This window comes from Gordonia sp. IEGM753 (genome assembly GCF_050321825.1).
Classification (GTDB): Bacteria; Pseudomonadota; Gammaproteobacteria; order Pseudomonadales; family Pseudomonadaceae; genus Aquipseudomonas.
In genome coordinates this window covers 336,928-359,211 of the sequence record NZ_JBNQGB010000005.1, presented here as the reverse complement: position 1 = coordinate 359,211, position 22,284 = coordinate 336,928, and the positions used below count along the sequence as shown (strand labels likewise).

Sequence of the window (22,284 nt, the reverse complement as noted above, 5' to 3'; positions counted from 1 at the left end):
TCCGTGTACCACGTAAATCCCCTGTGGGAGTTGGCAGCCCCCGCTCACTGACAACCTGACGCGAATCCCTGTGGGAGCGAGCCCGCTCGCGATGGCGTTGACTCAGTCAACATCATCGTCGCTGTAAGACCGCTATCGCGAGCGAGCCTGCTCCCACATGGGGTCCTGTTCCAGCCACAGATTCCGTGTACCACGTAAATCCCCTGTGGGAGTTGGCAGCCCCCGCTCACTGACAACCTGACGCGAATCCCTGTGGGAGCGAGCCCGCTCGCGATGGCGTTAACTCAGTCAACATCATCGTCGCTGTTAGACCGCTATCGCGAGCGAGCCTGCTCCCACATGGGGTCCTGTTCCAGCCAAAGATTCCGTGTACCACGTAAATCCCCTGTGGGAGTTGGCAGCCCCCGCTCACTGACAACCTGACGCGAATCCCTGTGGGAGCGAGCCCGCTCGCGATGGCGTTAAATCAGTCAACATCATCGTCGCTGTTAGACCGCTATCGCGAGCGAGCCCGCTCCCACATTGTTGACAGCCCCCTGCTTAGTGGCCGCTGGCCTCTGGCCCTGCCTTGGCTGCGAACGGTGGTTTTGCCAGCCATACAATGAGCATCAGCCCCATGAACCCCCAACCCAACAACGTGAAGTAATCCACGGTGGAAAGCATGTACGCCTGGCTGGTCAGCACATGATCGAGCTGCGCATACGCCGGGCTGCCAGGGCCGCCCAGATTCTGCAAGGCGTCCCGCGTGGCCGGGTCATACACGGTAATGCTTTCGCTCATGTACGCATGATGCTGATCGGCCCGGCGGATCCAGATCCACGTCGTCAGCGACGCCGCAAAGCTACCGCCCAAGGTCCGCAGGAATGTCGCAAGACCCGCACCGTCGGCGATCTGGCTCGGCGGCAAGTCCGACATCAAAATGCTCAAGGTCGGCATGAAGAACAGCGCCACACCGATGCCCATGAACAATTGCACCAGGGCGATGTGCTGGAAGTCCACTTCGCTGGTAAACCCGGCTCGCATGAAGCAGCTCAGGCCAATCGCCAAAAACGCCAGCCCGGCGAGCAATCGCAGGTCGAACTTATGCGCGTACTTGCCGACAAATGGCGACATCAGTACCGGCAAAATCCCGATTGGCGCGACCGCCAAACCCGCCCACGTAGCGGTGTAACCCATCTGGGTCTGAAGCCATTGCGGCAGGATCAGGTTGATGCCAAAGAAACCGGCGTAGCCCAGCACCAACACAATCGTTCCGATACGAAAGTTGCGGTACGCAAATAACCGCAGATTGACCACCGGGTGCTTGTCGGTCATTTCCCAGATCACGAACACGGCCAGCGCAACCGCCGAAACAGCGGCCCCGATGATGATGAAGTTAGACTCGAACCAGTCCAGGTCATTGCCCTTGTCGAGGATCACCTGCAACGCGCCAACACCAATGATCAACGTGATCAGCCCGACGTAATCCATCGGCTGACGGCTGGTTTCCACGGGACGCGCCTTCAACTGTGAACGCACCACCAACACCGCGAAGATGCCGATCGGTACGTTGATAAAGAAGATCCACGGCCAACTGTAGCTGTCGGTAATCCAGCCACCCAGAATCGGCCCGGCAATCGGCGCCACCACCGTCACCATTGCCAACAATGCCAAGGCCATGCCTCGCCTCGCGGGGGGATAGACGGCGATCAACAGCGTTTGCGTCATTGGGTACAGCGGTCCGGCCACCAGACCTTGAATCACACGAAAGATGATCAGTTCGGGCATCGAGGTCGAGATACCGCACAGAAACGAGGCCAACACGAACAGAATGGTGGCCCACAAAAACAGCTTCACCTCTCCGAAACGCCGGCTGAGCCAACCGGTCAGCGGCAACGCGATGGCGTTACTCACCGCAAACGAGGTGATCACCCAGGTGCCCTGCTCCGAACTCACGCCCAGGTTGCCGGAAATCGTCGGCAAGGCCACGTTGGCAATCGTGGTGTCGAGCACTTGCATGAAGGTCGCCAACGACAAGCCGATGGTGGCAAGCACCAGGCTTGGCGGCGTGAAAGACGCGTTATTGCTCATCGCGAATCCTTTGAAACCAGAGGGGTGCTGCGGCTGTTGAAGACGCAACTAACCCTGTGGGAGCGAGCCTGCTCGCGATGGCGGATTAACATTCAACATCTTCGTTGATTGATCCACCGCTATCGCCAGCAGCCTCGCTCCCACAGAGTAAGTGTTAGCGTTGCGCAGTCTTGCTGACCGCGGCGCTGTTGTCGTGGATCAGTTGAGCAATCATCGCATCGGCTTCAGCCAACTGCCGGTCGTAGACATTGGTGCTGAACGAAGCCTTTTGCGGCGGTTGTTGTGCCAATACCGGACCGCTCTGGTCATGCAAGTTCACATCGACCTGCGTCGACAGGCCAACCCGCAAGGGGTGCTTGGCCAGCTCTTCGGCGTTGATGTGAATACGCACTGGCACCCGCTGAACGATCTTGATCCAGTTACCTGTGGCGTTCTGCGCCGGCAGCAAGGCAAACGCGCTGCCGGTACCGGCGCCGAGGCTGTCGATGGTGCCGCTGAACTTCACGTCGCTGCCGTACAGGTCGGCTTCGATGTCTACCGGTTGCCCAATGCGCATGTCACGCAACTGGGTTTCCTTGAAGTTGGCATCGATCCACAACTGATCCAGCGGGATAACCGCCATCAATGCAGTACCCGGTTGCACACGTTGGCCCAATTGCACCGAACGCTTGGCCACGTAACCGGTGACAGGGGCAATCAAGGTGCTGCGCGAGTTGGTCAAGTACGCCTGGCGCAATTGCGCGGCAGCGGACATTACGTCCGGATGCGACGAAACCACGGTGTCATCCACCAGCGCACTGGTGGTTTTCAATTGCTGCTTAGCGTTGGTTAACGCGTTTTGCGCCGAGGTCAGGTCGTCGCGAGCGTGGGACAGTTCTTCCTGGGAAATGGCCCCGCCAGCAGCGAGATTTTTCCGGCGATTGAAGTTGTCCTGCGCTTTTTGCACTTCAGCCTGCTGCGAATTGACCTGGGCTTTCATGCCATCAACGTTGCTGTACAAGCCGCGAACCTGGCGCACAGTGCGCGCCAGATTGGCCTGGGCACTTTGCAGGCCGACTTCGGCATCGTTCGGATCGAAGTTGATCAATACCTGACCTTCGTGCACCAGGTCGCCATCGTCGGCGCCAATGCTGACGACGGTGCCGGTGACCAGCGGGGTGATTTCCACCACGTTGCCGTTCACGTAGGCATCATCAGTGCTTTCGTTCCAGCGCCCGTAAAGTTCGTGATAACCCCAGACGCCAAGACCGGCGATGATCACCACGAAGGCCAGCACCACCAGCATGACCTTGCGTTTACGCGGGTTACTGGTGTCGGGCGCGGTGTCTTGTGCGTTGTCGGACGCTTTATCGGTTGGAGCAGAAGTGTTCTCGGCAGTGGCCATGACAAATACCTTGAATTAGTTGTTCAGCGTGGCTGGGGCTGGGGTGTTCGAAGCCATGGTGTTGGCCTGGAAGCCGCCACCCAGCGCCTGCATCAGTTGGATCGACAGGTCGATCTGCTCGGCATTCAGGTTGGCCAGCTCACGCTGGGCCTGCAGCAGTTGCTGCTCGATGCTGAGCACGTCCAGATAGTTGCCGATACCGGAACCGTATCGCTGGACCACGGTGTTGTATGAATCTTGGGCAATCTCGGTGGCATGCTGCTGGGCCCCGATTTGCCGTCCGATATCGCGTAGCTGGTTGATGGTGTCGCTGACATCACCCAGCGCCTTCACCAGGCTTTTGTTGTACTGAGCCACCGCGAGGTCGTAATCGGCATCGCGCGAATCGAGGTCGGCGCGCAAACGTCCACCGTCGAAAATCGGCACTGAAATAGTCGGCGCAATGTTGAAGAATCGGCTGGCGGAACCAAACATCGCGTCCCCCAGCAAAGATTCGGCACCTGCCGCTGCACTAAGGTTCAGATTGGGATAAAACTGCGTTTTGCCGGCGGCGATGTTTTTGCTCGCAGCCTCTACTCGCCAGCGCGCAGCCACCAGATCGGGACGACGCCCCAACAATTCGGCCGGCAACACCGACGGCAACGCTACGGCGCTGGCTTGGAGAATATTCGGCCGGGCGATCTCATTGCCGCGATCCGGGCCTTTGCCCAGCAACACGGCCAAAGCAATCTTCGCGCTTTTCAGGCGCTTGTCAGCGTCGATCAGGTTGGCTTCTGACGTCGCTTCCAGGCTCTCGGTTTGCTGGTACTGGTATTGGCTGTCGATGCCCGCGCTCAACCGGCGCTTACTCAGATCAAGCATTTGTCGGGTGCGTTTAAGGTCGTCGTTGCCCAGGTCATAAACAATGTGCGCCTGACCCAAATCGCTGTAAGCACGGGCGACATCGGCCGCCAAGGTCAACTGCGCTGCCTGCTGATCAACTTCAGCCGCGCGCGCCTGGCCCAATGCAGCTTCCCAAGCGTCGCGCTGACCGCCCCACAAATCAAAGTTGTAATTGAAACTGGCGCTGATGTTGCGCACGGTGGCGTAAGCATCACCTTTACCAAGCGGATCCTGGTCTTTGGCCAGGCGTGAACGGCTGACGCCAGCACTGGCATCGAGCGTCGGCATGCGCGCGGCATCGGCGGCATACGCAGCAGCGCTGGCCTGATGCGCGCGGGCTTCGGCGATCTGCATGTCAGGGCTGTCATGCAAGGCTTCGCGGATCAGGCTGTCGAGTTGCGGGTCGCCAAGGCTTTTCCACCAATCACTCTTCGGCCACGCCGCTGGCGACAAGGTGACGCCACTGAGCGACTGCCCGGCCTTGAGGGTTTTCGCATCGAGGCTGACGCCTTCGGTGGTCAGGCCGCTGTAACTGGCGCAACCGGCCAGGCTCATCGCCAACAGCACCAGGCCCAGGCCGGTGCGTAAGGTTTTGTTGCTCATTTGTCACCTACCCGCAGCAGCGTGATCGGGTCACCCGCTGCCATCAAAATTTTCTTCAGGATCAATTCCAGGGTTTGCAACTCTTGCGGAGTGATCGCGCCGGCCAATTCGTTCATGGCGTCGGCACCGATATGCGGCAGCAGGTCGGCAAGCGTCTGCCCTTCCGCGGTCAGCACCAGTTGCACCTGACGGCGGTCCGCTTCCGAGCGTTGACGGGCGAGGAAACCTTTCTGTTCCAGACGATCGAGCATGCGTGTCATCGAACCGCTGTCCAGCGACAGGTGCCGGCACAACTCGGCCGGTGTATCGACGCCGTACTGGGCCATGATGATCAACACTTTGAACTGCGCGGAGGTAATACCGTGCGGTTCCATGTGCGTATCAATGATCCGGTCTTTGAGCAGCGATGCGCGTCCAAGCAACAGGCCAAGGTGGCAATTCTTGAAATCGTCCGGGGCGAAATGTTTCATCTGACCACCAATTAGCTGCCTAGGCAGAGAATGTATGACGAGATGTTACTGCCTAGGCAGCGAATGTCAATGAAATAGTTAGGATGCTTTGTAATTAGTTGATCAGCGGCGGCAAAAGTTGCTTCGGATCGATGATCGAGCCGTTTCCAACGCGAGCAGGCTCGCCCCCTCCAGAATCACATCAATCCTGTGGGAGCGAGCCTGCTCGTGAAGGGGCCGAATCGGTTTGGGAGGAAGCGAAACCTAGAAGTCGCGCTTATAGAAGATGTCCAGCGAACTGGCCACGCCACCCGCCGCTTCGAGGTACACCTTTTTGCTCAGCTTGTAGCGCAAGGCGATGGTGTTGGCTGGCTCGAAAACCCCGACGCCATACCGCAGGCTGAGTTTTTCCGAAATGTTGCCGCTGGCAACCACCGCGGTGTCATTGCCACTGCCTTGAGTGTCGAGCTGGAAGTCCTTGATGCCCAGGTCCTTGGCCAACCCGCTGGTGATCCCGGAACTGCCCATCAAACCCAACCCGAGCGCTGCCTGGGCGAGCATATTGTTGTCTTCGCCGGTGGTGCTCAGCGGTCGACCCAGCACCAGATAGGACAATGCCTGTTCCTGACTCATGGCCGGCTCGGAGAAGATTTGCGTGGTCGGTTGCTCGGCGCTGCCGCTCAAGCGGATACCGGCGATCACGTCGTCGGTCTGGCGTATGGCTTCGATGTCCAGGTAAGGCTGGTCAATCGGCCCGGCGAACAACAAACGCGCGCGCCGCACCGTCAAACGCTGGCCGTAAGCGCTGTAACGCCCATCGTTTAGCCAAAGCTCACCGCGGGCGTCCATGTTGTCGCCTATGTGCACATGCCCTTGCAAATTGGCGGTCAGGCCAAACCCGGCGAAGCTCAGTTTGTCATTACCAACCTCCACGTCGATGTCCATTCGCATGGCCAGCGGTGGTGCGCCTTCTTCCGTCTGCTGCCCGACGATCACCGTGTCTCCAGACACCTTGACCGTAGACGGCGGCAGTTCGCGCACCACGATTTCGCCTTTGGGTACCCGCACTTTGCCGGCAATCGCCAACTCGTCGCCCTTCATCGAAATCTTCAGGTCCGGCGCCACTTCAAGCTTTGCATAGGGCTCGACGGTCACCGGCAGTTGCGAGCCTTTGAGCGCCAGATCCACCACCAACGCCTGGCCCCAGGCAATGTTGCCGGTCAGACTGCCCTGCCCGGCCGTGCCGCTTTTCCAACCGCCGTTCAACTGCACGGTTTCGCCGGCAATCACCGCTTGTACCTGCAAAGCCTTCAGTTCTATAGGAAGTTCGGCGCCTGCGACTTCGCCATCGCTGAGCAGCAAGTTACCGTTGACCAGTGGCGCCATCAGCCCACCGGAAAGCGTACCGCTGCCGTTCAGCCGCCCGGTCAATTTCTCGACCATCGGCACGAACGGGCGCGCCACCGACAGGTCCAGCCCATTCAGGCGAAACGAGCCGGTCAGCGGTTTGTTTTTCGGCAACGGATTGATCTGCGCCTGAATCATCAGCTCACCCAGTTTGCCACCGACGAAATTGAGCTCGGTATCGATGCGTTTCGGGGTGAGTTTGCTGGTCAGCTTCAGGGTCTGGTAAGGGAAGTCCAGCCACTGGTCCTTATCTTTCATGCGCAAGGTGCCACCGCTGGCATCGATGCTGATCTGGCCGTTCGGGCCACTGGCCGGCAAGTCCACTTGCAGGTCGGCATTCAGGCTGCCCTTCCAGGCGAAATCATTGGGCAGCCATTGCGCGAGGCTGTCGATCGGGAACTGCTTGAGGTGATAACGCAGCTTCGGCTCCGGCATCAAACGCTGGTCTTCACCGCACAGGCTGGCAGGCCCGGACTTCCAGCAATGCGCGCCGAAGTTGATCTTGCCGTCCGCCAAGCGTTCGAGCTTGGCCGGAGCTTGCAACGTCCAGTCCTGCCCACCGACCTGAATATCACCACTGGCCAGCCGTCCACGCCAGTTGCCCTTGTCCAGCGCCCCATCCAGACCCAGGGCGAGCTTCAGCTTCGGGCCTTGCAGGTCTAGGCTCAATTTCTGGTTTTTGATATCGCCCTGGCCGCTGGCGGTCAGCGTCCCCAACGCGGTGTCGCCGGCCTGAATACCACTGCCCTTGAAGTCGATTTTCGCTCGCTGCGCGCTGTCGAGCGTAGCGTCAAGGTTCAGGCTTTGCAGGCGATTGTCTTGAAACGCCAGCTGTGTACCTTGCAATCCGAGCTTACCTTGCGGTGCTTTGAGCGTACCGGCGACATCGACCCGACCATTAACCTGACCGCGCAATTGCGGCCAGAGTTGAGCCAGACGCGGCATCTTGATATCGATCTGCCCGGCAAGCTTCTGTTGCAGGCGGCCCTTGCCGTTGATGCTGTTGTCGCCCAAGCGAATTTGCAGCGCGTTGAGGTTCCATTGCTCGCCACCGCCATCAGCCTTGGCCTGGATTATCGCTGGCTGGCCGCGAAGTTTGCCTTTCAAATCGAGGTCGGCAGTCAGGCTGAGGGTTTCATTTTTCATCTCGCCCGTACTGCGCAGCGGCCCGGCCAACGTTCCTGGCAGTTCCGCGACCCAATACGCCGGGTTGATTGCCGACAGATCGAGTGCGGTGTCCCACGCAATGCCATCAGCAAATTTCAGGTTCAAATGCCCTTCGGCCTTGCCCTGCCCGGCTTCAAGCTTGAATTGCGGCAACTGGATTTTTGTAAGGTCGCCGCTGAAGGGGCTGTTCAGGCTGAACGCCCCAGCGGGGCCATCCATGTTGGCGCTGAAGTTACCGATGTAATTGCCGTCGGTGTAGGACACTTCGCCGTTGAAACGACGTAACGCCACTTGCGGTTCATCGATCAACGGGTAGAGACGATGCCATGGGAAATCCAGCCAATCGATTTTTGCCGTGGCGCTGAAGCCTTTGCTCCAGTCCAGCGCCCCGGTGAGTTTCAGGCTTTGCTTGTCGTTGGCGGTCAGGTCGAGGCCGGCGATTTGTGCGCCGCTGGCGTCGACCTTGCCTTGCAGCAGCAGCGCGACCGGCCCTTTCTCGGCGGGCAGCGTGGCCTTGCCGAGCAACTGGTAACCGTTTTTCAAGTCACCGTCGCCGGTCAGCTCAACCTGATTGAGTTGCAGAGTGTCGGGCAGATCGGCACTGGCCTTGAAGCCGTCGGCGGTGATGCGCACCTTGGCCGGCAAGTTGTCCGCCAGAGGTTGCAGCTCGCCGGTCAGTTGGCCGTTCAGATAACCGCTGCTGTCAGCCTTCAGGTTCAGGGTTTTCAGTAGATCGCCGTCAATTTTCAATGCCAGTGCCCAAGGCCCTGAACCCGGCGCGGGCAAGGTCAGTTGCCCCTCAGCCTTGAGCGGCCAGTTGCCGCTGGGTTGCAGCAAGCCCGACAGGTTCAGGCTGAGGTCGTCGCGTTGCAATTTCACCGAATCAATCTGTAACCCTTGCGCTGTCCAGTGCGCTGCTAGTTGCAAGCCTTTAAGCTCCTCGCTGCCGTTAAACAGCAAACTGCCGACTTGCACATCGCCTAATTCGATGGCCAACGGCAATTTCAGGTCCGGGAGCGTGATCGGGCCGCTGCTGGCTTCATCTGTTCCTGGCGGGAATTGCAGGCTGACCTTTTCCGCCTGCAATTGCTCGATACACAACGTCCTGCGAGTCAGGCACAGCGGCGACCAGGCGAAAATCACCTTGTTCAACTCGACCCGATCACTACCTTGCTCCCACAGCACATGGTCGGCGCTCCACTGTCCGGCCAATCGGCCCTGAAAGTTGTCGAGCGTCAAACCCGGTACAAATCCAAGCGCCCAACGGCTGCCCGTGGCGGTGCCCAGCACCGAGGCCAACGTCAGGACGATCAGCATCAGTAGCGCCAGAATCGCCAGCAACGTTATTTTCAAACCACGATTCAAAGCTCAGGCCCCATGGAAAAGTGCAATCGAATGCCGCCGTCGTCGTCCAGCGCGTGGGCCAGGTCGAGGCGGATCGGCCCGACCGGCGATACCCAGCGCACGCCGATACCGACGCCGGTCTTGAGGTTCGGCAACTCGAGTTTATTAAAAGAGTTGCCTTGGTCGATGAAGGTCGCGATTCGCCATTTTTCAGCGATGGAATACTGATACTCGGCGGTGCCCGAAATCATGTAACGACCACCGATGCGGTCGCCTTCGGAGTTTTCCGGCGACAGGCTCTGATAGTCGTAACCACGCACGCTCTGATCACCCCCGGCGAAAAAACGCAGCGATGGCGGCACAGATTTATAGCCGTTGGTAGCGCTGCCACCCACCTGCACCCGACCGAGAAAGCGGTGCTTGTCGAACACCGTGGTCAGGCCTTTTACCAGCGCGGTGCCGTACACAAGGTTGGTGTCCGACCCCAAACCTTCCTTGGCCACCCGCGTCTCGAATTCGAGGCGATAGCCGTTATGGGGGTCAATGCGGTTGTCGCTTTTCAAGTAGGAATAGGCGACGCCGGGCATCAACAACGTGCTAAGCCCGGAGTCGTCGCCCAGCCTGTATTCCTCACGCTGCCATTTAAGCGACACCACGCGCTGCCAACCACTGGGCAACTTACTGTGCCATTCAGGGCCGAGGGTCAACAGCTTGCTGAGGGAATCCTTGTCGGCGATTTCTTCACTCTGATAACCACCGGCAAAACGCAATTTGTCGGTCAGGGGCGGGTCCAGCGGAATGTCGTAAAACACCCCGACGTTTTGCCGTGGCTCCGAGATTTCAGCCTCCCAACCATAGCTGTGGCCCTGTGGATTGACCCAATGCCGGGTCCAGTTAGCCTTGACTCGCGGGCCGACGTCGGTCGAGTAACCCACGCCCAGGCCCATGGTCCGTGGCTTGCGGGTTTCAAGTTTTACGTCCACCGGGATCACATCGTTTTTTGATGCGGTGGGCGCCGCATCGACGCGCACGCCTTCGAAATAGCCGCTCGATTGCAGTGCCTGATTGAGTTCAGCGATCAGTTCGGAGTCATAAGGTGCGCCTTCCTTGAACGGCACCATGCGTTGCAGCAGGTCTTCGTCAAAGGGTGTGTCGCCTTCGAATTTGACCTTGCCCAGTGAATAACGCGGGCCGCTTTCGTAGATCAGTTCGATATCGGCAACGCCGGCGCGCGGGTCCACCAACAATTTCGAACGGGTAAATCGTCCGCTGAAAAAACCGAAACGCGAAGCCTGGTTCTGAATCAGTCGTTTGGCGTCTTCGTAATGGCCGTGGTTCAGCACAGCACCGGTTTTCAGTGCCTTGTCGTTAGGCACACGGAAGGACTTGAGGGAGGCTGCAGGGCCGTCAATACGGATGGTGACGTTGCGCAAATGAATGGGCTTGCCGGGGTCTATGTTCAGCACCAGACGCGGCGTTTTGCCGCCCTTCACGTCCGACCCGATTTGCGGCTGGTAATAACCCAAGGCCTGGGCAGCCTTGCGTGCCTGTTCTTCAGCGCCACGACTGAAGCGCTGCAACGCTGCTTCATCACGATCGCCGAGGCTGCCGATATAGCCCTCTATATTGGCCTTCAGTTCATCGTTGGACGGTTTGATCCGCACATCCAATTCACTTTGCGCCAGTGCCGCGTAGCTGGATAACAGCATCAGCACGCCACTGGTAAATCTTCCTGGAAACTTCATAGGCGCGGATGCTATCACGAGCTGGGGAGCGTGATAGAGCCTCGCTCGCCGTGAAAGTTCTAGCTTTATGCCGTCGCGGTTTGCAAGACCTGGGGGTTGGCGTGGAAAAAAACGTGTTCGCGTATCGGTCCGATAGCCACTTCGCCAATTTCCTCATAACCCTGACGTTTATAAAACTCCAGATAGCGCGGGTTGCCGGTGTCGAGAATCACCCCTTGTGAATGCTCGTCCACGGCGCACCAGTTGTGCACGGCTTGCAACAGCTGCTCTCCGAAGTGTTTGCCCTGGAACTGCGGATGCACCCCCAGCAACGGCAGGACGTGCACCGAGTCGGACGGCACACATGCGGTGACTGCATCGTGATATTCGAGGTAACGCCGAGTGCAACGAAACCCGGTACTCAGCACCATTCGTAAACGCCAGGCCCAACTTTCGGTAATTCCCAAGCGCCGTTGCGGCGGCGCGATCAGTGCAATACCGATCAATCGGTCGTTCACCAACAAGCCAATGGCCGGCAGGTCTTGCAGGAAGTGTTGCTTGACCAATTCGCGCACCGTCGCGCGAACCCGCTGTTCGTAACCCGGGCGTTCGGCCTCGAACAGGTAGCCAAAGGTGGGTTCATGGCGGTACGCCTGGTACAGCAGGGACCGCGCTTCTCGGGAATAGCCGCTGTCGAGCATGTGAATATCGGCAATGGCGGTCGACGTTTCGGGCATAACGGTAGATCTCCCCTGGACGAAGCTCAAAAGGCCCCGCTCTTGTTATACGAGCCCTGGGTTCAAGTGATCGTTCCCACGCCCGAATGACATTAGCAGTGCATCTGGACTACTGCCACGCTGGCCCCCGTCCTACATGTCAGCTAGCATCGCCCTTTTGCCAGGACTGCCGACCATGAAGATCGTCTCCTTCAACATCAACGGGCTGCGCGCTCGCCCGCATCAGCTGGCAGCGCTGATCGAAAAGCATCAGCCAGACGTGATCGGGCTTCAGGAAACCAAGGTCCATGACGACCAGTTTCCGCTGGCCGAGGTTCAGGCGCTGGGCTACCACGTGTATTTCCATGGTCAGAAAGGCCATTACGGCGTCGCTTTGCTGTCGCGCAAAGAACCGCTGACGCTGCACAAAGGTTTCGCTACCGATGAGGAAGATGCGCAGCGACGCTTCATCTGGGGCACTTTCGCTGATGACAATGGCGTGCCGATTACCATCATGAACGGCTATTTCCCACAGGGCGAAAGTCGCGATCACCCGACCAAATTCCCGGCCAAGCAACGTTTCTACAACGACCTGCAACAGTTGCTGGAAAGCCAGTTCAGCAATGATCAACCAGTGATTGTGATGGGCGACATCAATATCTCACCGCAAGACTGCGATATCGGCATTGGCGCCGACAACATGAAACGCTGGCTGAAAACCGGTAAATGCAGCTTCCTGCCCGAAGAGCGCGAATGGATGGCGCGCCTGAAGAACTGGGGCCTGGTTGACAGCTTCCGTCATCTGAACCCAGACGTCGCCGACCGTTTCAGTTGGTTCGACTACCGCAGCCGTGGCTTTGAGGATGAACCGAAGCGCGGGCTGCGAATCGACGTGATCATGGCGTCCAACGGTTTGCTGCCGCGCGTGAAGGATGCGGGCGTGGACTACGAACTGCGCGGCATGGAAAAACCATCGGACCACGCACCGATCTGGCTCGAATTGAGCTGATGACCTGTGGAAACCGGCTTGCCGGTGATGGCGCTTTTGAAATCGCCATCGCTGGCACGCCTGTCTCCTGCGGATCGGTGGTGACGCAGAGAGAGGGATACCTAGAATACAAATCCGTAGGAAACCGGCTTGCCGGTGATGGCGCTCTTGAAATCGCCATCGCTGGCAAGCCAGTCTCCTACGGATCGGTGATGACGCAGAGAGGGATACCTCGAACACAAATCTGTAGGACACCGGCTTGCCGGTGATGGCACTCTTGAAATCGCCATCGCTGGCAAGCCAGTCTCCTACGGATCGATGGTGACGCAGAGAGGGATACCTCGAACACAAATCTGTAGGAGACTGGCTTGCCGGTGATGGCGCTTTTGAAATCGCCATCGCTGGCAAGCCAGTCTCCTGCGGGGTCGGGCGCAGGCTTGCGATAGCGGACACCTGTATAAGCGTTGTCAGCACCTGTCATCTGTATGAAACCTTACTGACTTATTCTCCCGGCACTTCCTATGGCTTCTTAAGGTGCCGGCATGACGCTGCGCGGGTTATTCCTGTTGATGTTGTGCGCTGGACTGCCGCACGCGGCGTCGGCCACCGATTTGCCGATGCCTGATCAAGGTCCGGTGCTGCGGATTCAAGGTTCCAATACCATCGGTGCAGCATTGGGCCCGGCGCTGGTCGAAGGGCTGATGCGTGAACAAGGTTTGCTCAAGGTACACAGCGAGGCACCGGACACCGCCAACGAACTGCGTATCGTCGGGGAAACCGCTGCGGGGCGCCGGGTTGTGGTCGACGTTGCGGCCCATGGTTCCAGTACCGGCTTCACCGCCCTGAAAGCCGCCACGGCGGATCTCGCGGCCTCTTCTCGCCCGATCAAGGACAGCGAACTGGCGGCCCTCGTGGCACTGGGCGACTTGAAAAGCCCCAGCGCCGAGCAGGTCATCGCCATCGACGGACTGGCAATTATCCTTCACCCGCAAAACCCGCTGGGCCAACTCAATACCGATCAACTGGCGCGAATTTTCAGCGGCGAGGCCAAAACCTGGGAGGAACTGGGCGGCAGCGGCGGACCCATTCATCTGTATGCGCGCGATGATCAATCCGGCACGTACGACACCTTCAAGGAATTGGTCCTCATCGGACGCGGGAAAACGCTGAGCAGCACGGCGAAACGTTTCGAATCCAGCGAACAGTTATCAGACGCCGTCAGCCTTGACCCGCAAGGCATTGGTTTTATCGGCCTGCCTTACGTGCGTCAGGCCAAAGCCGTGGCGATTGCCGATGGTCAGTCGCAGTCCATGTTGCCGCTGAACAGCCTGATTGCCACGGAAGACTATCCATTGTCGCGCCGTTTGTTTTTCTACTTGCCACCCACTGGCACCAATCCTTGGGCCCAAGCTTTGGTTGCGTTTGCGCAAAGCAGCAATGGCCAGGCCATTGTCGCGGCCAACGGATTTATCGCTCAGACCGTCCAGGCCATGGCAGTGTCCCCGAATGCGCTGATGCCCGAGGGTTACCAAGCGCTGAGCCGGCATGCCCAGCGATTATCAGTGAATTTTCGTTTCGAAGAAGGCAGCGCCACGCTGGACAACAAGGCCCGACAGGACTTGAGGCGAGTGCTCGATTACATAAAGCAGCAAGACAAAGCCAATCGCCAGGTAACCCTGGTGGGTTTTGGCGACGCCAAAAGCGACCCGGCCCGCGCCGATTTGCTATCGAAACTGCGGGCCATGGCGGTACGGCGGGAACTGGTGAAAAACGGCGTGGTATTTCGCGAGATTCGCGGCTTTGGCGCCGAAATGCCAGTGGCTGCCAACAGCGCGGATGAAGGCCGAATCAAGAATCGTCGGGTTGAGGTCTGGGTGTACTGAGACACGATGAAACGGGGGCGAACGGAGCAAAATCAGCCGAAGCGCTCCATCAGGTTGAAACTGCCGATTAGAGTGGCGAGGGGATTTATCCCCGATGGGTGGCGCAGCCACCCTCAAGTCATCGACGCATGTCAGAAAAACGACTCTCGTCTGAACGAAAACGGCTGCGCAGCCAGCCTGACGGGGATAAATACCTTCGCCACAAAATCCCGAACAACGGGATTTAAGCTAGCCAACAAGTTTAACCCTTAGCCCTGCAGTTTCTGCAGTTGCGCGGTGGTATCGACAGCGCCCATGGTTTTGGCGGCATCCAGCGCCGAAACGCCGTTGGCATCCTTGGCTTTCGGGTCGGCACCCTTGCTGATCAGGTAGTCGACGATTTCAAAGCGGTTGAACATGGCCGCCATCATCAGCGCCGTCCGGCCGTCGAAGGATGACCCTTCCACTTGTGCGCCACCTTCGACCAGCGCCTTGACCACCGCCAGATCACCTTTGAACGCAGCACCGGCAATCGGGCTCTGGCCGTTGTCGTTGCGGATTTCCGGATCAGCCTTGTGTTCGAGCAATACCTTCACCGTATCGACATGGCCGTGGTAAGCGGAGAGCATCAGCAATGTGTCGCCCTTGTGGTTACGCAGATTCGGCGGCAGGCCTTTGGTCAGCAGCGCAGCCATCATGGCCGCATCGCCCTCGCGTGCTTTGTTGAATACCTGTTCGGCAAATTCAGCAGCTTCTTCGGGGGTCATCTGGCGGCTTTGGTCAGACATCTGGAACTCCACGTTCAGTTAATCGCAAAGTCGACAGTTTCCCGAGCGACTCCGAAACTGTCACTTCTTTTTTCTCATGCCTTGCCATAGCCACATTCAATAGCGGTACTTGCCCGCATTGATGTCCGCCAGCAATTGCCCGGTAACCTGCACGTAAGTGTGAGTGCCCGGGAGCCAGGCATAAATCGGATCGTCGCCAGTTTTGTCGGGATCGAAGGCCTCATTCTTGAGCCGGACTTTCTGATATTTGAAGGTCCCGGTGGTTTCCATTTTCACCTTCACCCGCAGGAATAATGGCACCGCGTACGCTGGCATGCGCTCACGAACAAACGCCAGCAGCCCGCTGAAATCCAGGGTTGCCAACGACTCGGCTGGCGTGATCGCCGCCATACCGGCGCGCCCGTTTGTATTGACGATTTCTACCCCGTAAGCCACCGCTTCGGAAATATTCGGGTGTTGCAGCAGGATATTCTCGACCTCGGTGGTCGAGACGTTTTCGCCCTTCCAACGATAGGTGTCGCCCAACCGATCAACAAACTGTGCATGCCCGAAACCGATATTGCGCAGCAAATCGCCGGTATTGAAGTAGCGGTCGCCCTTTTGGAACACATCTGTCAGCACGACTTTTGCGGTGTTCTGCGGATCGGTGTAGCCATCGAGGGGTGCCTTGTCATCAATTTTTGCCAGCAACAGTCCCCGCTCACCTTTGGCGACTTTGCGCATGAAGCCGTTGGCACCGCGCAACGGCAAACCGCTGTCATGGTCGTAGGCCGCCAATTCCCATGACATCAGCGAGAAGCCAACGGTGTTGTCGAAGTTGAGCACATTGGTAAAGCCGATATTGCCGTCACTGGCGGCGTACAGCTCACAGATATGGTCGACGCCAAACCGCGTCTTGAACTCGGCCCATGCGCCCGGGCGCAGGCCATTGCCGATCATCTTTTTCACGTTGTGCTGACTGTCGTCGGCACTGGGCGGCTGGTCTACCAGGTATCGGCACAATTCGCCGACGTAACCGAGCGTGGTAGCGCGGTAGGTGCGCACATCGCTCCAGAATTGACTGGCGCTGAACTTGCGGCGGATGGCGAACCCCGAAGCCCCACTGATCGCCGACCCCCAACACACGCAAAGTCCGGTGGCGTGATAGAGCGGCAAGGTGCAATACACGACATCGTCGGGGCGCATATCCAGCGCGATCATGCCGAAGCTTGCCGAGCTGCGCATCCAGCGACCGTGCTTGAACACCCCGGCCTTGGGCAAACCCGTGGTGCCCGAGGTGTAGATGTAGAAACAAGGGTCATTGCAAAAAATTTGCTGGCTGCTCGCCGGGTTGTCACTGCACTCATCGGCACTGGCGGTCATAAAATTGATAAAACCGTCGGGCGCGGCGGCGGCAGCGTTGCCGGAATTATCTTCCGCGACAAACCAGGTTCGCGTCGGCTCAATCGATACGCGCTGGCGAACTGCGTTAAACGCTGACACCAACTCCTCACCGACGACAATTGCTACCGGCGCCACCAGTTCAAGGCTGTGCGCGAGGGTATCGCGTGTTTGCGAGGTATTAAGCAAGGCGCTGACTGCACCCACTTTGGCCACTGCCAAAATTGTCACCAGCATTTCTGGGCGGTTGTCGATGAACACCGCTACCACATCACCCTTGGCGATACCTTGGGCCAACAGGTGATGGGCGATACGGTTGGCCCATTGGTTGACCTGCAGATAGGTGAGCGTGACGTCACCTTGCAGCAGCGCCGGGCCATGCGGATTGCGCACGGTGGCCTGTTCGAAGCTCCAGCCAAGACCGCACGTTTGGGTCGGATCCTTGACGTTTGCCGCTTTCATTCCCTTCACCACGCGTGGAATGGCTTTGGCAATGGCAGGCAGCTTGCGGAGCATCATGCCCCAGGTAATCGTGTGATGCGGCGTGTGGCTCATGGTTGCTCCCGTTCGATCTTTTTATTGTCGGGTGGCGTTGTCTGATGCCGAAAATACGTCAGCCGTTCCTGAGCTGTACACGCAGTTTTTGAAATGTTTTGTATCCGCAGCACCGGTATTCGCCAGCGAGAGCATCGCAGTGGCGTTTGGTTCCATCGACTGATGCCCGACCACGCAAAATGCAGGATGCACGATGGCCATTCATGCAGATTGCACGAAAACAAAAAATCGCGGTTTTTTTAACTTGTTGTTTTATAAGGAATTTAAATTTTTAGGGTGCTGGCACAAAGGCTGCAACTACCTCTTCATGCTTGCCATTCAAGTGCTAACGGAGCTGATAGACATGAGCCTGATCCAAGAAAAATTTACCTCCCTGTTCTCCAACTTCGAAGTAAACACCCAAGCACGACCAGACGGCGGCATTCTGCTGACGCTGCGCAGCGTTGACGGCAGAGTGTTTAAACGCTCGATTTCGTATCAGCAATTGCATGCTGGCGATCAGCTGTCGTGGGTGATCAGCGCCATTCGCCGCGACCTGGCAGAACAGGCCAGCGAGTTGCCACAGATTTCCATGCTGCAAAGCCAACAGCGTTTCGCTCTGCCTACTTATCATTCAGCGTAAATCGATACAAAACCCGCAACACTGAACACCGTGGGAGTGAGCCTGCTCGCGATGAGGCCGTATCAGTCGACATCAATTGATGCAAGCTGATACACCGCCATCGCGAGCAGGCTCGCTCCCACAGTTTTTGTGGCGCTCAGAGGTTTTGTGCTGGAAATTAGAACGTAGAGGGTTCGATCAGCGCGAAGCTGTCGACAGTCACATGCCCCTTCAACTCCCCACCTTCCCGAGCAAGTGCGCACGTTGCCATCCCGGCCGACCGCGCCGCCTCCAGCTCTTCGACAATGTCCGACAGAAACAGGATCTGCGCAGGTTCGACGCCGATTGCCAAAGCGATGCGCTGATAAGACTGCGCGTCACGTTTGGCCCCCGAAGTGGTGTCGAAATAGCCGTTGAACAACGCCGACAAATCCCCCGCCTGCGAACAGCCGAAGATCAACTTCTGCGCCTGGATCGAGCCCGAGGAATAAACAAATAATTGAAACCCTGCCTGATGCCAGCGTTTAAGCGCTTCAACGGCATCCGGGTAAACGTGACCTTTTAACTGCCCCGCCAGGTAACCCTGCTCCCAGACCATGCCTTGCAATGCCTTCAATGGCGTGGCCTTGCGGTCTTCAGCGATCCAGCGCAACAGAATCTCGATAACGCGCTCGATATCTGCATCCGGTTCATTGCTGTCCTGGCGTACCGCAACCAACTGCGCCGCGACATCGGCGCGCTCGGCGTGCTGGCGGACGAAATCGGGCAGGTGCTTGGCGGCGTACGGAAACAACACGTCGAATACAAAACTCACCGCGCTGGTGGTGCCTTCGATGTCGGTGAGAATTGCTTTGATCGACATGGGCTCAGTCCTCAAGACGCGGGAATTGGTTGGCGATGTCTTCGCCGGTGAAGTTGGCCACCCAACCTTCAGGGTTGTTGAACAGGCGAATGGCGACGAAATGCGGATGCTCGCCCATGTCAAACCAATGGGGCGTGCCGGCCGGTACTGAAATCAGGTCGTTTTTTTCGCAGAGTACTGCGTACACGTAATCGTCGATGTGCAGGGTGAAAAGACCGCGCCCGGCGACGAAAAATCGCACTTCGTCTTCGCCATGGCGATGCTCGTCAAGAAACTTGGCGCGCAGTTCGGCTTTTTGCGGATGATCGCTGTTGAGGCTGATCACATCGACCGTGACATAACCGCGCTCGGTCATCAGTTTGTCGATTTGCTGCTGGTAAGCGGCGATCACCTCTTCCTGGCTGGCGCCCGGCTGAATCTTTGCCGTGGCTTGCCAGCGGTCAAAACGCACGCCCTGCTCAGCCAGCGTGGAGGCGATGTCTTCGAAATGTGTCAGCACCTTGTTAGGTATTTCAGGGCTTGAGACGTGGTAAACGGACAGGCTGCTCATCAGGGCAACTCCTTAACGGTTCATGCTTGGCGGTTGAGAACCGAGCGTGTCTTCAACTCGCACTCGAACAAAAATTCAAATGCTTCTATCTGCCGCAACGCATCGCTCATGCGCGCGCCCCACGTGTAGAGGCCATGGCCGCGAATCAAATAGCCAACACAATCGGGATGGGCGTCGAGCCAAGGCTGCACCTTGGCGGCGAGGCGCGCAATGTCCTGGTCGTTGTCGAAAATCGGCACGCGCACCAAGGATTCGTGGGTCGAAACGCCACTGAAAGCTTTTTGCAGTTCGTAGTCTTCAAATTCAATGAAGTCGTGTGGCGTCAGGCGTGACAGCACCGTGGCGTTGACCGAATGCGTGTGCAGCACCGCGCCGATCTGTGGGCGCCACTGGTAAAGCTGAGTGTGCAACAGGGTTTCAGCGGAGGGCTTTTTGCCCGGCTCCAGGCTGTTGCCCGACAGGTCGGTGGCCAACACATCATCCAGGCCCAACTGGCCTTTATGTTTACCGGAAACGGTCAGCAGCGCTTCGGTCGCCGACAGGCGTGTCGAATAATTGCTGCTGGTGGCCGGCGACCAGCCGCGGCCATACAAAAAACGCCCGGCATCGATGATTTCCTGGGCGAGGTGTTCACGGGTAAGGCTCATGGCCTGTCCTCTTGCAGTCGTGTGGCAATGATAACGGCAGCCGCGAGGGCTGCGAGGCTGGCAATACTAAAGGTCAATGTGGGGCCGAGACTGTTCCAGCTGTAGCCGGAATACAACGCTCCCATTGCGCCGCCGGTTCCGGCCAGCGCTGCGTACAACGCTTGGCCCTGCCCTTGCTGGCGCGCGCCGAAGCTACGTTGCACGAACTGGATGGCAGCCGCATGAAAACTGCCAAAAGTCGCGGCGTGTAATACCTGGGCAAACAGTAGCACCCACAGAAACTCGGCGAACGAGCCTAGCAATAACCAGCGCAGCGCTGCCAATAGAAAACTGGCCATCAACACCCGGCGCACCGAAAAACGCGCCAGTATCCTGCTCATGGCCAAGAACATCAGGACTTCAGCCACCACCCCGACCGCCCACAGCATGCCGATCAATCCACGGCTGTAACCGAGTCGTTCCAAGTGCATCGTCAAAAAGGTGTAATACGGGCCGTGGCTCATCTGCATCAGTGCCACGCAGGCATAAAAGGCCAACACGCCAGGGCTGCGTAATTGGCGTAGAAAGCCGTCCTGAGCTTCGCGTTGGCCCAATGCCGGTTGGGCGTTCGGCACCCACAGACTGCTGACGACAATCCCGGCCATGATCACCACCAAAGCCACGGGATAAATGTCGAGGTTGAGCCACTCGAACAGCCGACCCAGCGCGACCACAGTGATGATGAAACCGATGGAACCCCACAACCGGATCTGGCTGTAACGCTGCGTCTGACCCTTCAAGTGCGCGAGCGTGATGACCTCGAACTGCGGCAACACCGCGTGCCAGAAGAACGCATGCAACGCCATCACCATCGCCAGCCAGGCGTAGGTCTTGCTGACGAAGATCAGCGAGAACGTCAGCAACGTGCAGACCGCGCCGAAACGCACGATGGCCAAGCGGCGGCCGGTATAGTCGCCGAGCCAGCCCCAGATGTTCGGGGCAACGCAACGCATCAGCATCGGGATTGCCACCAGTTCGCCGATGCGCGCACTGGAAAAACCCAGGTGATCGAAATACAGCGCCAGAAACGGCGCTGTCGAACCGAGCAAGGCGAAATAAAACAGATAGAAACTGGAAAGCCGCCAGTACGGGAGCGCCGCCACAGTCCTCAGACCGCAGCGGCAATAAGGTCAGCCATTAAAGCTGACCCAGCACCGGCGTGCTCACGCGCACGTCGGCGTTCTGGCCACGGTGACGCAGCAGGTGATCCATCAGCACAATGGCCATCATCGCTTCGGCAATCGGCGTGGCGCGAATGCCGACGCACGGGTCGTGACGGCCCTTGGTGATGACGTCGACCGGGTTGCCGTGGATATCGATCGAACGCCCCGGCGTGGTGATACTCGACGTCGGTTTGAGCGCCAGGTGCGCAACGATTGGCTGACCCGACGAGATACCGCCCAAAATGCCGCCGGCGTTGTTGCTGAGGAAACCTTGCGGCGTCAATTCATCACGGTGTTCGGTGCCACGCTGGGCGACGCTGGCGAAACCGGCGCCGATTTCCACACCCTTGACTGCGTTGATGCTCATCAGCGCATGCGCCAGCTCAGCATCGAGACGGTCGAAGATCGGCTCGCCAAGGCCCGGCATCACGCCCTCCGCGACCACGGTGATCTTGGCCCCGACCGAGTCCTGATCGCGGCGCAACTGGTCCATGTAGGCTTCAAGCTCCGGCACTTTGTCGGGGTCTGGACTGAAAAACGCGTTGTCTTCCACCGAGTCCCAGGTCTTGAACGGGATTTCAATCGGCCCGAGCTGGCTCATGTAGCCCCGAATGACGATGCCTTGGCTGGCCAGGTATTTTTTCGCAATCGCACCGGCCGCCACGCGCATGGCCGTTTCACGGGCCGAACTGCGGCCACCGCCACGGTAATCGCGCTCGCCGTATTTGTGGTGATAGGTGTAGTCGGCGTGGGCCGGGCGGAACAGATCCTTGATCGCCGAGTAGTCCTTGGATTTCTGGTCGGTATTGCGGATCAACAGGCCAATGGCGCAACCGGTGGTGCGACCTTCGAACACGCCAGAAAGAATTTCGACTTCGTCGGCTTCCTGGCGCTGAGTGGTATGGCGGCTGGTGCCAGGCTTGCGGCGGTCAAGGTCACGCTGCAGATCTTCCAGAGAAATCTCCAGACCCGGCGGGCAGCCGTCGACAATGGCGACCAACGCCGGGCCATGGCTTTCGCCCGCGGTGGTGACAGTGAACAACTTGCCGTAGGTATTGCCGGACATGCAGGACGCTCCGTGAAATGAACCTTAATACGTAATG

General features: G+C 58.4%; 17 protein-coding genes. 3 read left to right on the top strand and 14 right to left on the bottom strand.

Going from position 1 to position 22,284, the window contains the following annotated elements; all coding sequences use genetic code 11:
* Positions 1-540: 540 nt before the first annotated feature.
* From ACQR3R_RS24030 to ACQR3R_RS24000, 7 genes are all read right to left on the bottom strand, one after another.
* Entirely contained in the window at positions 541-2,070 is a 1,530-nt protein-coding gene (locus ACQR3R_RS24030) for a DHA2 family efflux MFS transporter permease subunit (protein ID WP_428276062.1), read from the bottom strand.
* 154 nt (positions 2,071-2,224) lie between these two features.
* A complete protein-coding gene (locus ACQR3R_RS24025; protein ID WP_428276060.1) occupies positions 2,225-3,454 on the bottom strand; it encodes an HlyD family secretion protein in 1,230 nt (409 codons plus the stop codon).
* 15 nt (positions 3,455-3,469) lie between these two features.
* Positions 3,470-4,939: an efflux transporter outer membrane subunit gene (locus tag ACQR3R_RS24020; protein ID WP_428276058.1), complete on the bottom strand. Its 1,470-nt coding sequence runs from the start codon at positions 4,937-4,939 to the stop codon at positions 3,470-3,472.
* Entirely contained in the window at positions 4,936-5,409 is a 474-nt protein-coding gene (locus ACQR3R_RS24015) for a MarR family transcriptional regulator (RefSeq protein WP_428276056.1), read from the bottom strand. The genes ACQR3R_RS24020 and ACQR3R_RS24015 overlap by 4 nt, the downstream gene beginning before the upstream one ends.
* A gap of 243 nt (positions 5,410-5,652) precedes the next feature.
* A complete protein-coding gene (locus ACQR3R_RS24010) occupies positions 5,653-9,315 on the bottom strand; it encodes a translocation/assembly module TamB domain-containing protein (RefSeq protein WP_428276054.1) in 3,663 nt (1,220 codons plus the stop codon).
* 8 nt (positions 9,316-9,323) lie between these two features.
* Positions 9,324-11,015, bottom strand: coding sequence for a BamA/TamA family outer membrane protein (locus ACQR3R_RS24005; RefSeq protein ID WP_428276052.1), 1,692 nt, complete (start codon positions 11,013-11,015; stop codon positions 9,324-9,326).
* A 101-nt stretch (positions 11,016-11,116) separates the two neighbouring features.
* Positions 11,117-11,767: a GNAT family N-acetyltransferase gene (locus ACQR3R_RS24000; RefSeq protein WP_428276050.1), complete on the bottom strand. Its 651-nt coding sequence runs from the start codon at positions 11,765-11,767 to the stop codon at positions 11,117-11,119.
* A gap of 175 nt (positions 11,768-11,942) precedes the next feature.
* On the opposite strand from ACQR3R_RS24000, the gene xthA reads away from it, so the two are divergent.
* Both xthA and ACQR3R_RS23990 read left to right on the top strand, forming a co-directional pair.
* Complete coding sequence (xthA, locus tag ACQR3R_RS23995) at positions 11,943-12,755, top strand: exodeoxyribonuclease III (RefSeq protein WP_428276048.1); 813 nt, start codon at positions 11,943-11,945, stop codon at positions 12,753-12,755.
* A gap of 521 nt (positions 12,756-13,276) precedes the next feature.
* Positions 13,277-14,617 carry a substrate-binding domain-containing protein gene (locus ACQR3R_RS23990; protein WP_428276046.1) on the top strand — a complete coding sequence of 447 codons (1,341 nt, stop codon included), beginning with the start codon at positions 13,277-13,279 and terminating at the stop codon, positions 14,615-14,617.
* A gap of 248 nt (positions 14,618-14,865) precedes the next feature.
* On the opposite strand, the gene ACQR3R_RS23985 is transcribed toward ACQR3R_RS23990, so the two are convergent.
* Together ACQR3R_RS23985 and ACQR3R_RS23980 are read right to left on the bottom strand one after the other, a co-directional pair.
* The gene (locus ACQR3R_RS23985; RefSeq protein ID WP_428276044.1) at positions 14,866-15,384 is read right to left on the bottom strand and encodes an ankyrin repeat domain-containing protein; all 519 of its coding nucleotides are present in this window, start codon (positions 15,382-15,384) and stop codon (positions 14,866-14,868) included.
* Positions 15,385-15,480: 96 nt separating this feature from the next.
* Positions 15,481-17,319, bottom strand: a complete 1,839-nt coding sequence (locus ACQR3R_RS23980) for a long-chain-acyl-CoA synthetase (protein WP_428276042.1) — start codon at positions 17,317-17,319, stop codon at positions 15,481-15,483.
* A gap of 193 nt (positions 17,320-17,512) precedes the next feature.
* Here ACQR3R_RS23980 and ACQR3R_RS23975 point away from each other — a divergent pair, with 193 nt between their 5' ends.
* Entirely contained in the window at positions 17,513-17,941 is a 429-nt protein-coding gene (locus tag ACQR3R_RS23975; protein ID WP_428276040.1) for a DUF3509 domain-containing protein, read from the top strand.
* Positions 17,942-18,098: 157 nt separating this feature from the next.
* Here the strand turns inward: ACQR3R_RS23975 and mtnC are convergent, their stop codons facing one another.
* Genes mtnC through aroC form a run of 5 tightly spaced genes read right to left on the bottom strand, consistent with a single transcriptional unit; the run spans position 18,099 to position 22,247 of the window.
* Positions 18,099-18,782, bottom strand: coding sequence for an acireductone synthase (mtnC, locus tag ACQR3R_RS23970; RefSeq protein WP_428276038.1), 684 nt, complete (start codon positions 18,780-18,782; stop codon positions 18,099-18,101).
* A gap of 4 nt (positions 18,783-18,786) precedes the next feature.
* Positions 18,787-19,332 (bottom strand): 1,2-dihydroxy-3-keto-5-methylthiopentene dioxygenase, encoded by a 546-nt coding sequence (locus tag ACQR3R_RS23965; RefSeq protein WP_428276036.1) that lies wholly within the window; start codon positions 19,330-19,332, stop codon positions 18,787-18,789.
* 20 nt (positions 19,333-19,352) lie between these two features.
* Positions 19,353-19,979 (bottom strand): methylthioribulose 1-phosphate dehydratase, encoded by a 627-nt coding sequence (locus ACQR3R_RS23960; RefSeq protein ID WP_428276034.1) that lies wholly within the window; start codon positions 19,977-19,979, stop codon positions 19,353-19,355.
* Positions 19,976-21,121: an MFS transporter gene (locus ACQR3R_RS23955; protein ID WP_428276032.1), complete on the bottom strand. Its 1,146-nt coding sequence runs from the start codon at positions 21,119-21,121 to the stop codon at positions 19,976-19,978. Before ACQR3R_RS23955 ends, ACQR3R_RS23960 begins: the two co-directional genes overlap by 4 nt.
* Before the next feature lie 34 nt (positions 21,122-21,155).
* Positions 21,156-22,247: a chorismate synthase gene (gene aroC, locus ACQR3R_RS23950; protein ID WP_428276030.1), complete on the bottom strand. Its 1,092-nt coding sequence runs from the start codon at positions 22,245-22,247 to the stop codon at positions 21,156-21,158.
* Positions 22,248-22,284: the final 37 nt, after the last annotated feature.

Bases quoted from the DNA above. Each gene is read 5' to 3' on its own strand.
- ACQR3R_RS24030 (WP_428276062.1), bottom strand. From the start codon at position 2,070: ATGAGCAATAACGCGTCTTTCACGCCGCCAAGCCTGGTGCTTGCCACC.
- ACQR3R_RS24025 (WP_428276060.1), bottom strand. From the start codon at position 3,454: ATGGCCACTGCCGAGAACACTTCTGCTCCAACCGATAAAGCGTCCGAC.
- ACQR3R_RS24020 (WP_428276058.1), bottom strand. From the start codon at position 4,939: ATGAGCAACAAAACCTTACGCACCGGCCTGGGCCTGGTGCTGTTGGCG.
- ACQR3R_RS24015 (WP_428276056.1), bottom strand. From the start codon at position 5,409: ATGAAACATTTCGCCCCGGACGATTTCAAGAATTGCCACCTTGGCCTG.
- ACQR3R_RS24005 (WP_428276052.1), bottom strand. From the start codon at position 11,015: ATGCTGTTATCCAGCTACGCGGCACTGGCGCAAAGTGAATTGGATGTG.
- ACQR3R_RS24000 (WP_428276050.1), bottom strand. From the start codon at position 11,767: ATGCCCGAAACGTCGACCGCCATTGCCGATATTCACATGCTCGACAGC.
- xthA (WP_428276048.1), top strand. From the start codon at position 11,943: ATGAAGATCGTCTCCTTCAACATCAACGGGCTGCGCGCTCGCCCGCAT.
- ACQR3R_RS23990 (WP_428276046.1), top strand. From the start codon at position 13,277: ATGACGCTGCGCGGGTTATTCCTGTTGATGTTGTGCGCTGGACTGCCG.
- ACQR3R_RS23985 (WP_428276044.1), bottom strand. From the start codon at position 15,384: ATGTCTGACCAAAGCCGCCAGATGACCCCCGAAGAAGCTGCTGAATTT.
- ACQR3R_RS23980 (WP_428276042.1), bottom strand. From the start codon at position 17,319: ATGAGCCACACGCCGCATCACACGATTACCTGGGGCATGATGCTCCGC.
- ACQR3R_RS23975 (WP_428276040.1), top strand. From the start codon at position 17,513: ATGGCCATTCATGCAGATTGCACGAAAACAAAAAATCGCGGTTTTTTT.
- mtnC (WP_428276038.1), bottom strand. From the start codon at position 18,782: ATGTCGATCAAAGCAATTCTCACCGACATCGAAGGCACCACCAGCGCG.
- ACQR3R_RS23965 (WP_428276036.1), bottom strand. From the start codon at position 19,332: ATGAGCAGCCTGTCCGTTTACCACGTCTCAAGCCCTGAAATACCTAAC.
- ACQR3R_RS23960 (WP_428276034.1), bottom strand. From the start codon at position 19,979: ATGAGCCTTACCCGTGAACACCTCGCCCAGGAAATCATCGATGCCGGG.
- aroC (WP_428276030.1), bottom strand. From the start codon at position 22,247: ATGTCCGGCAATACCTACGGCAAGTTGTTCACTGTCACCACCGCGGGC.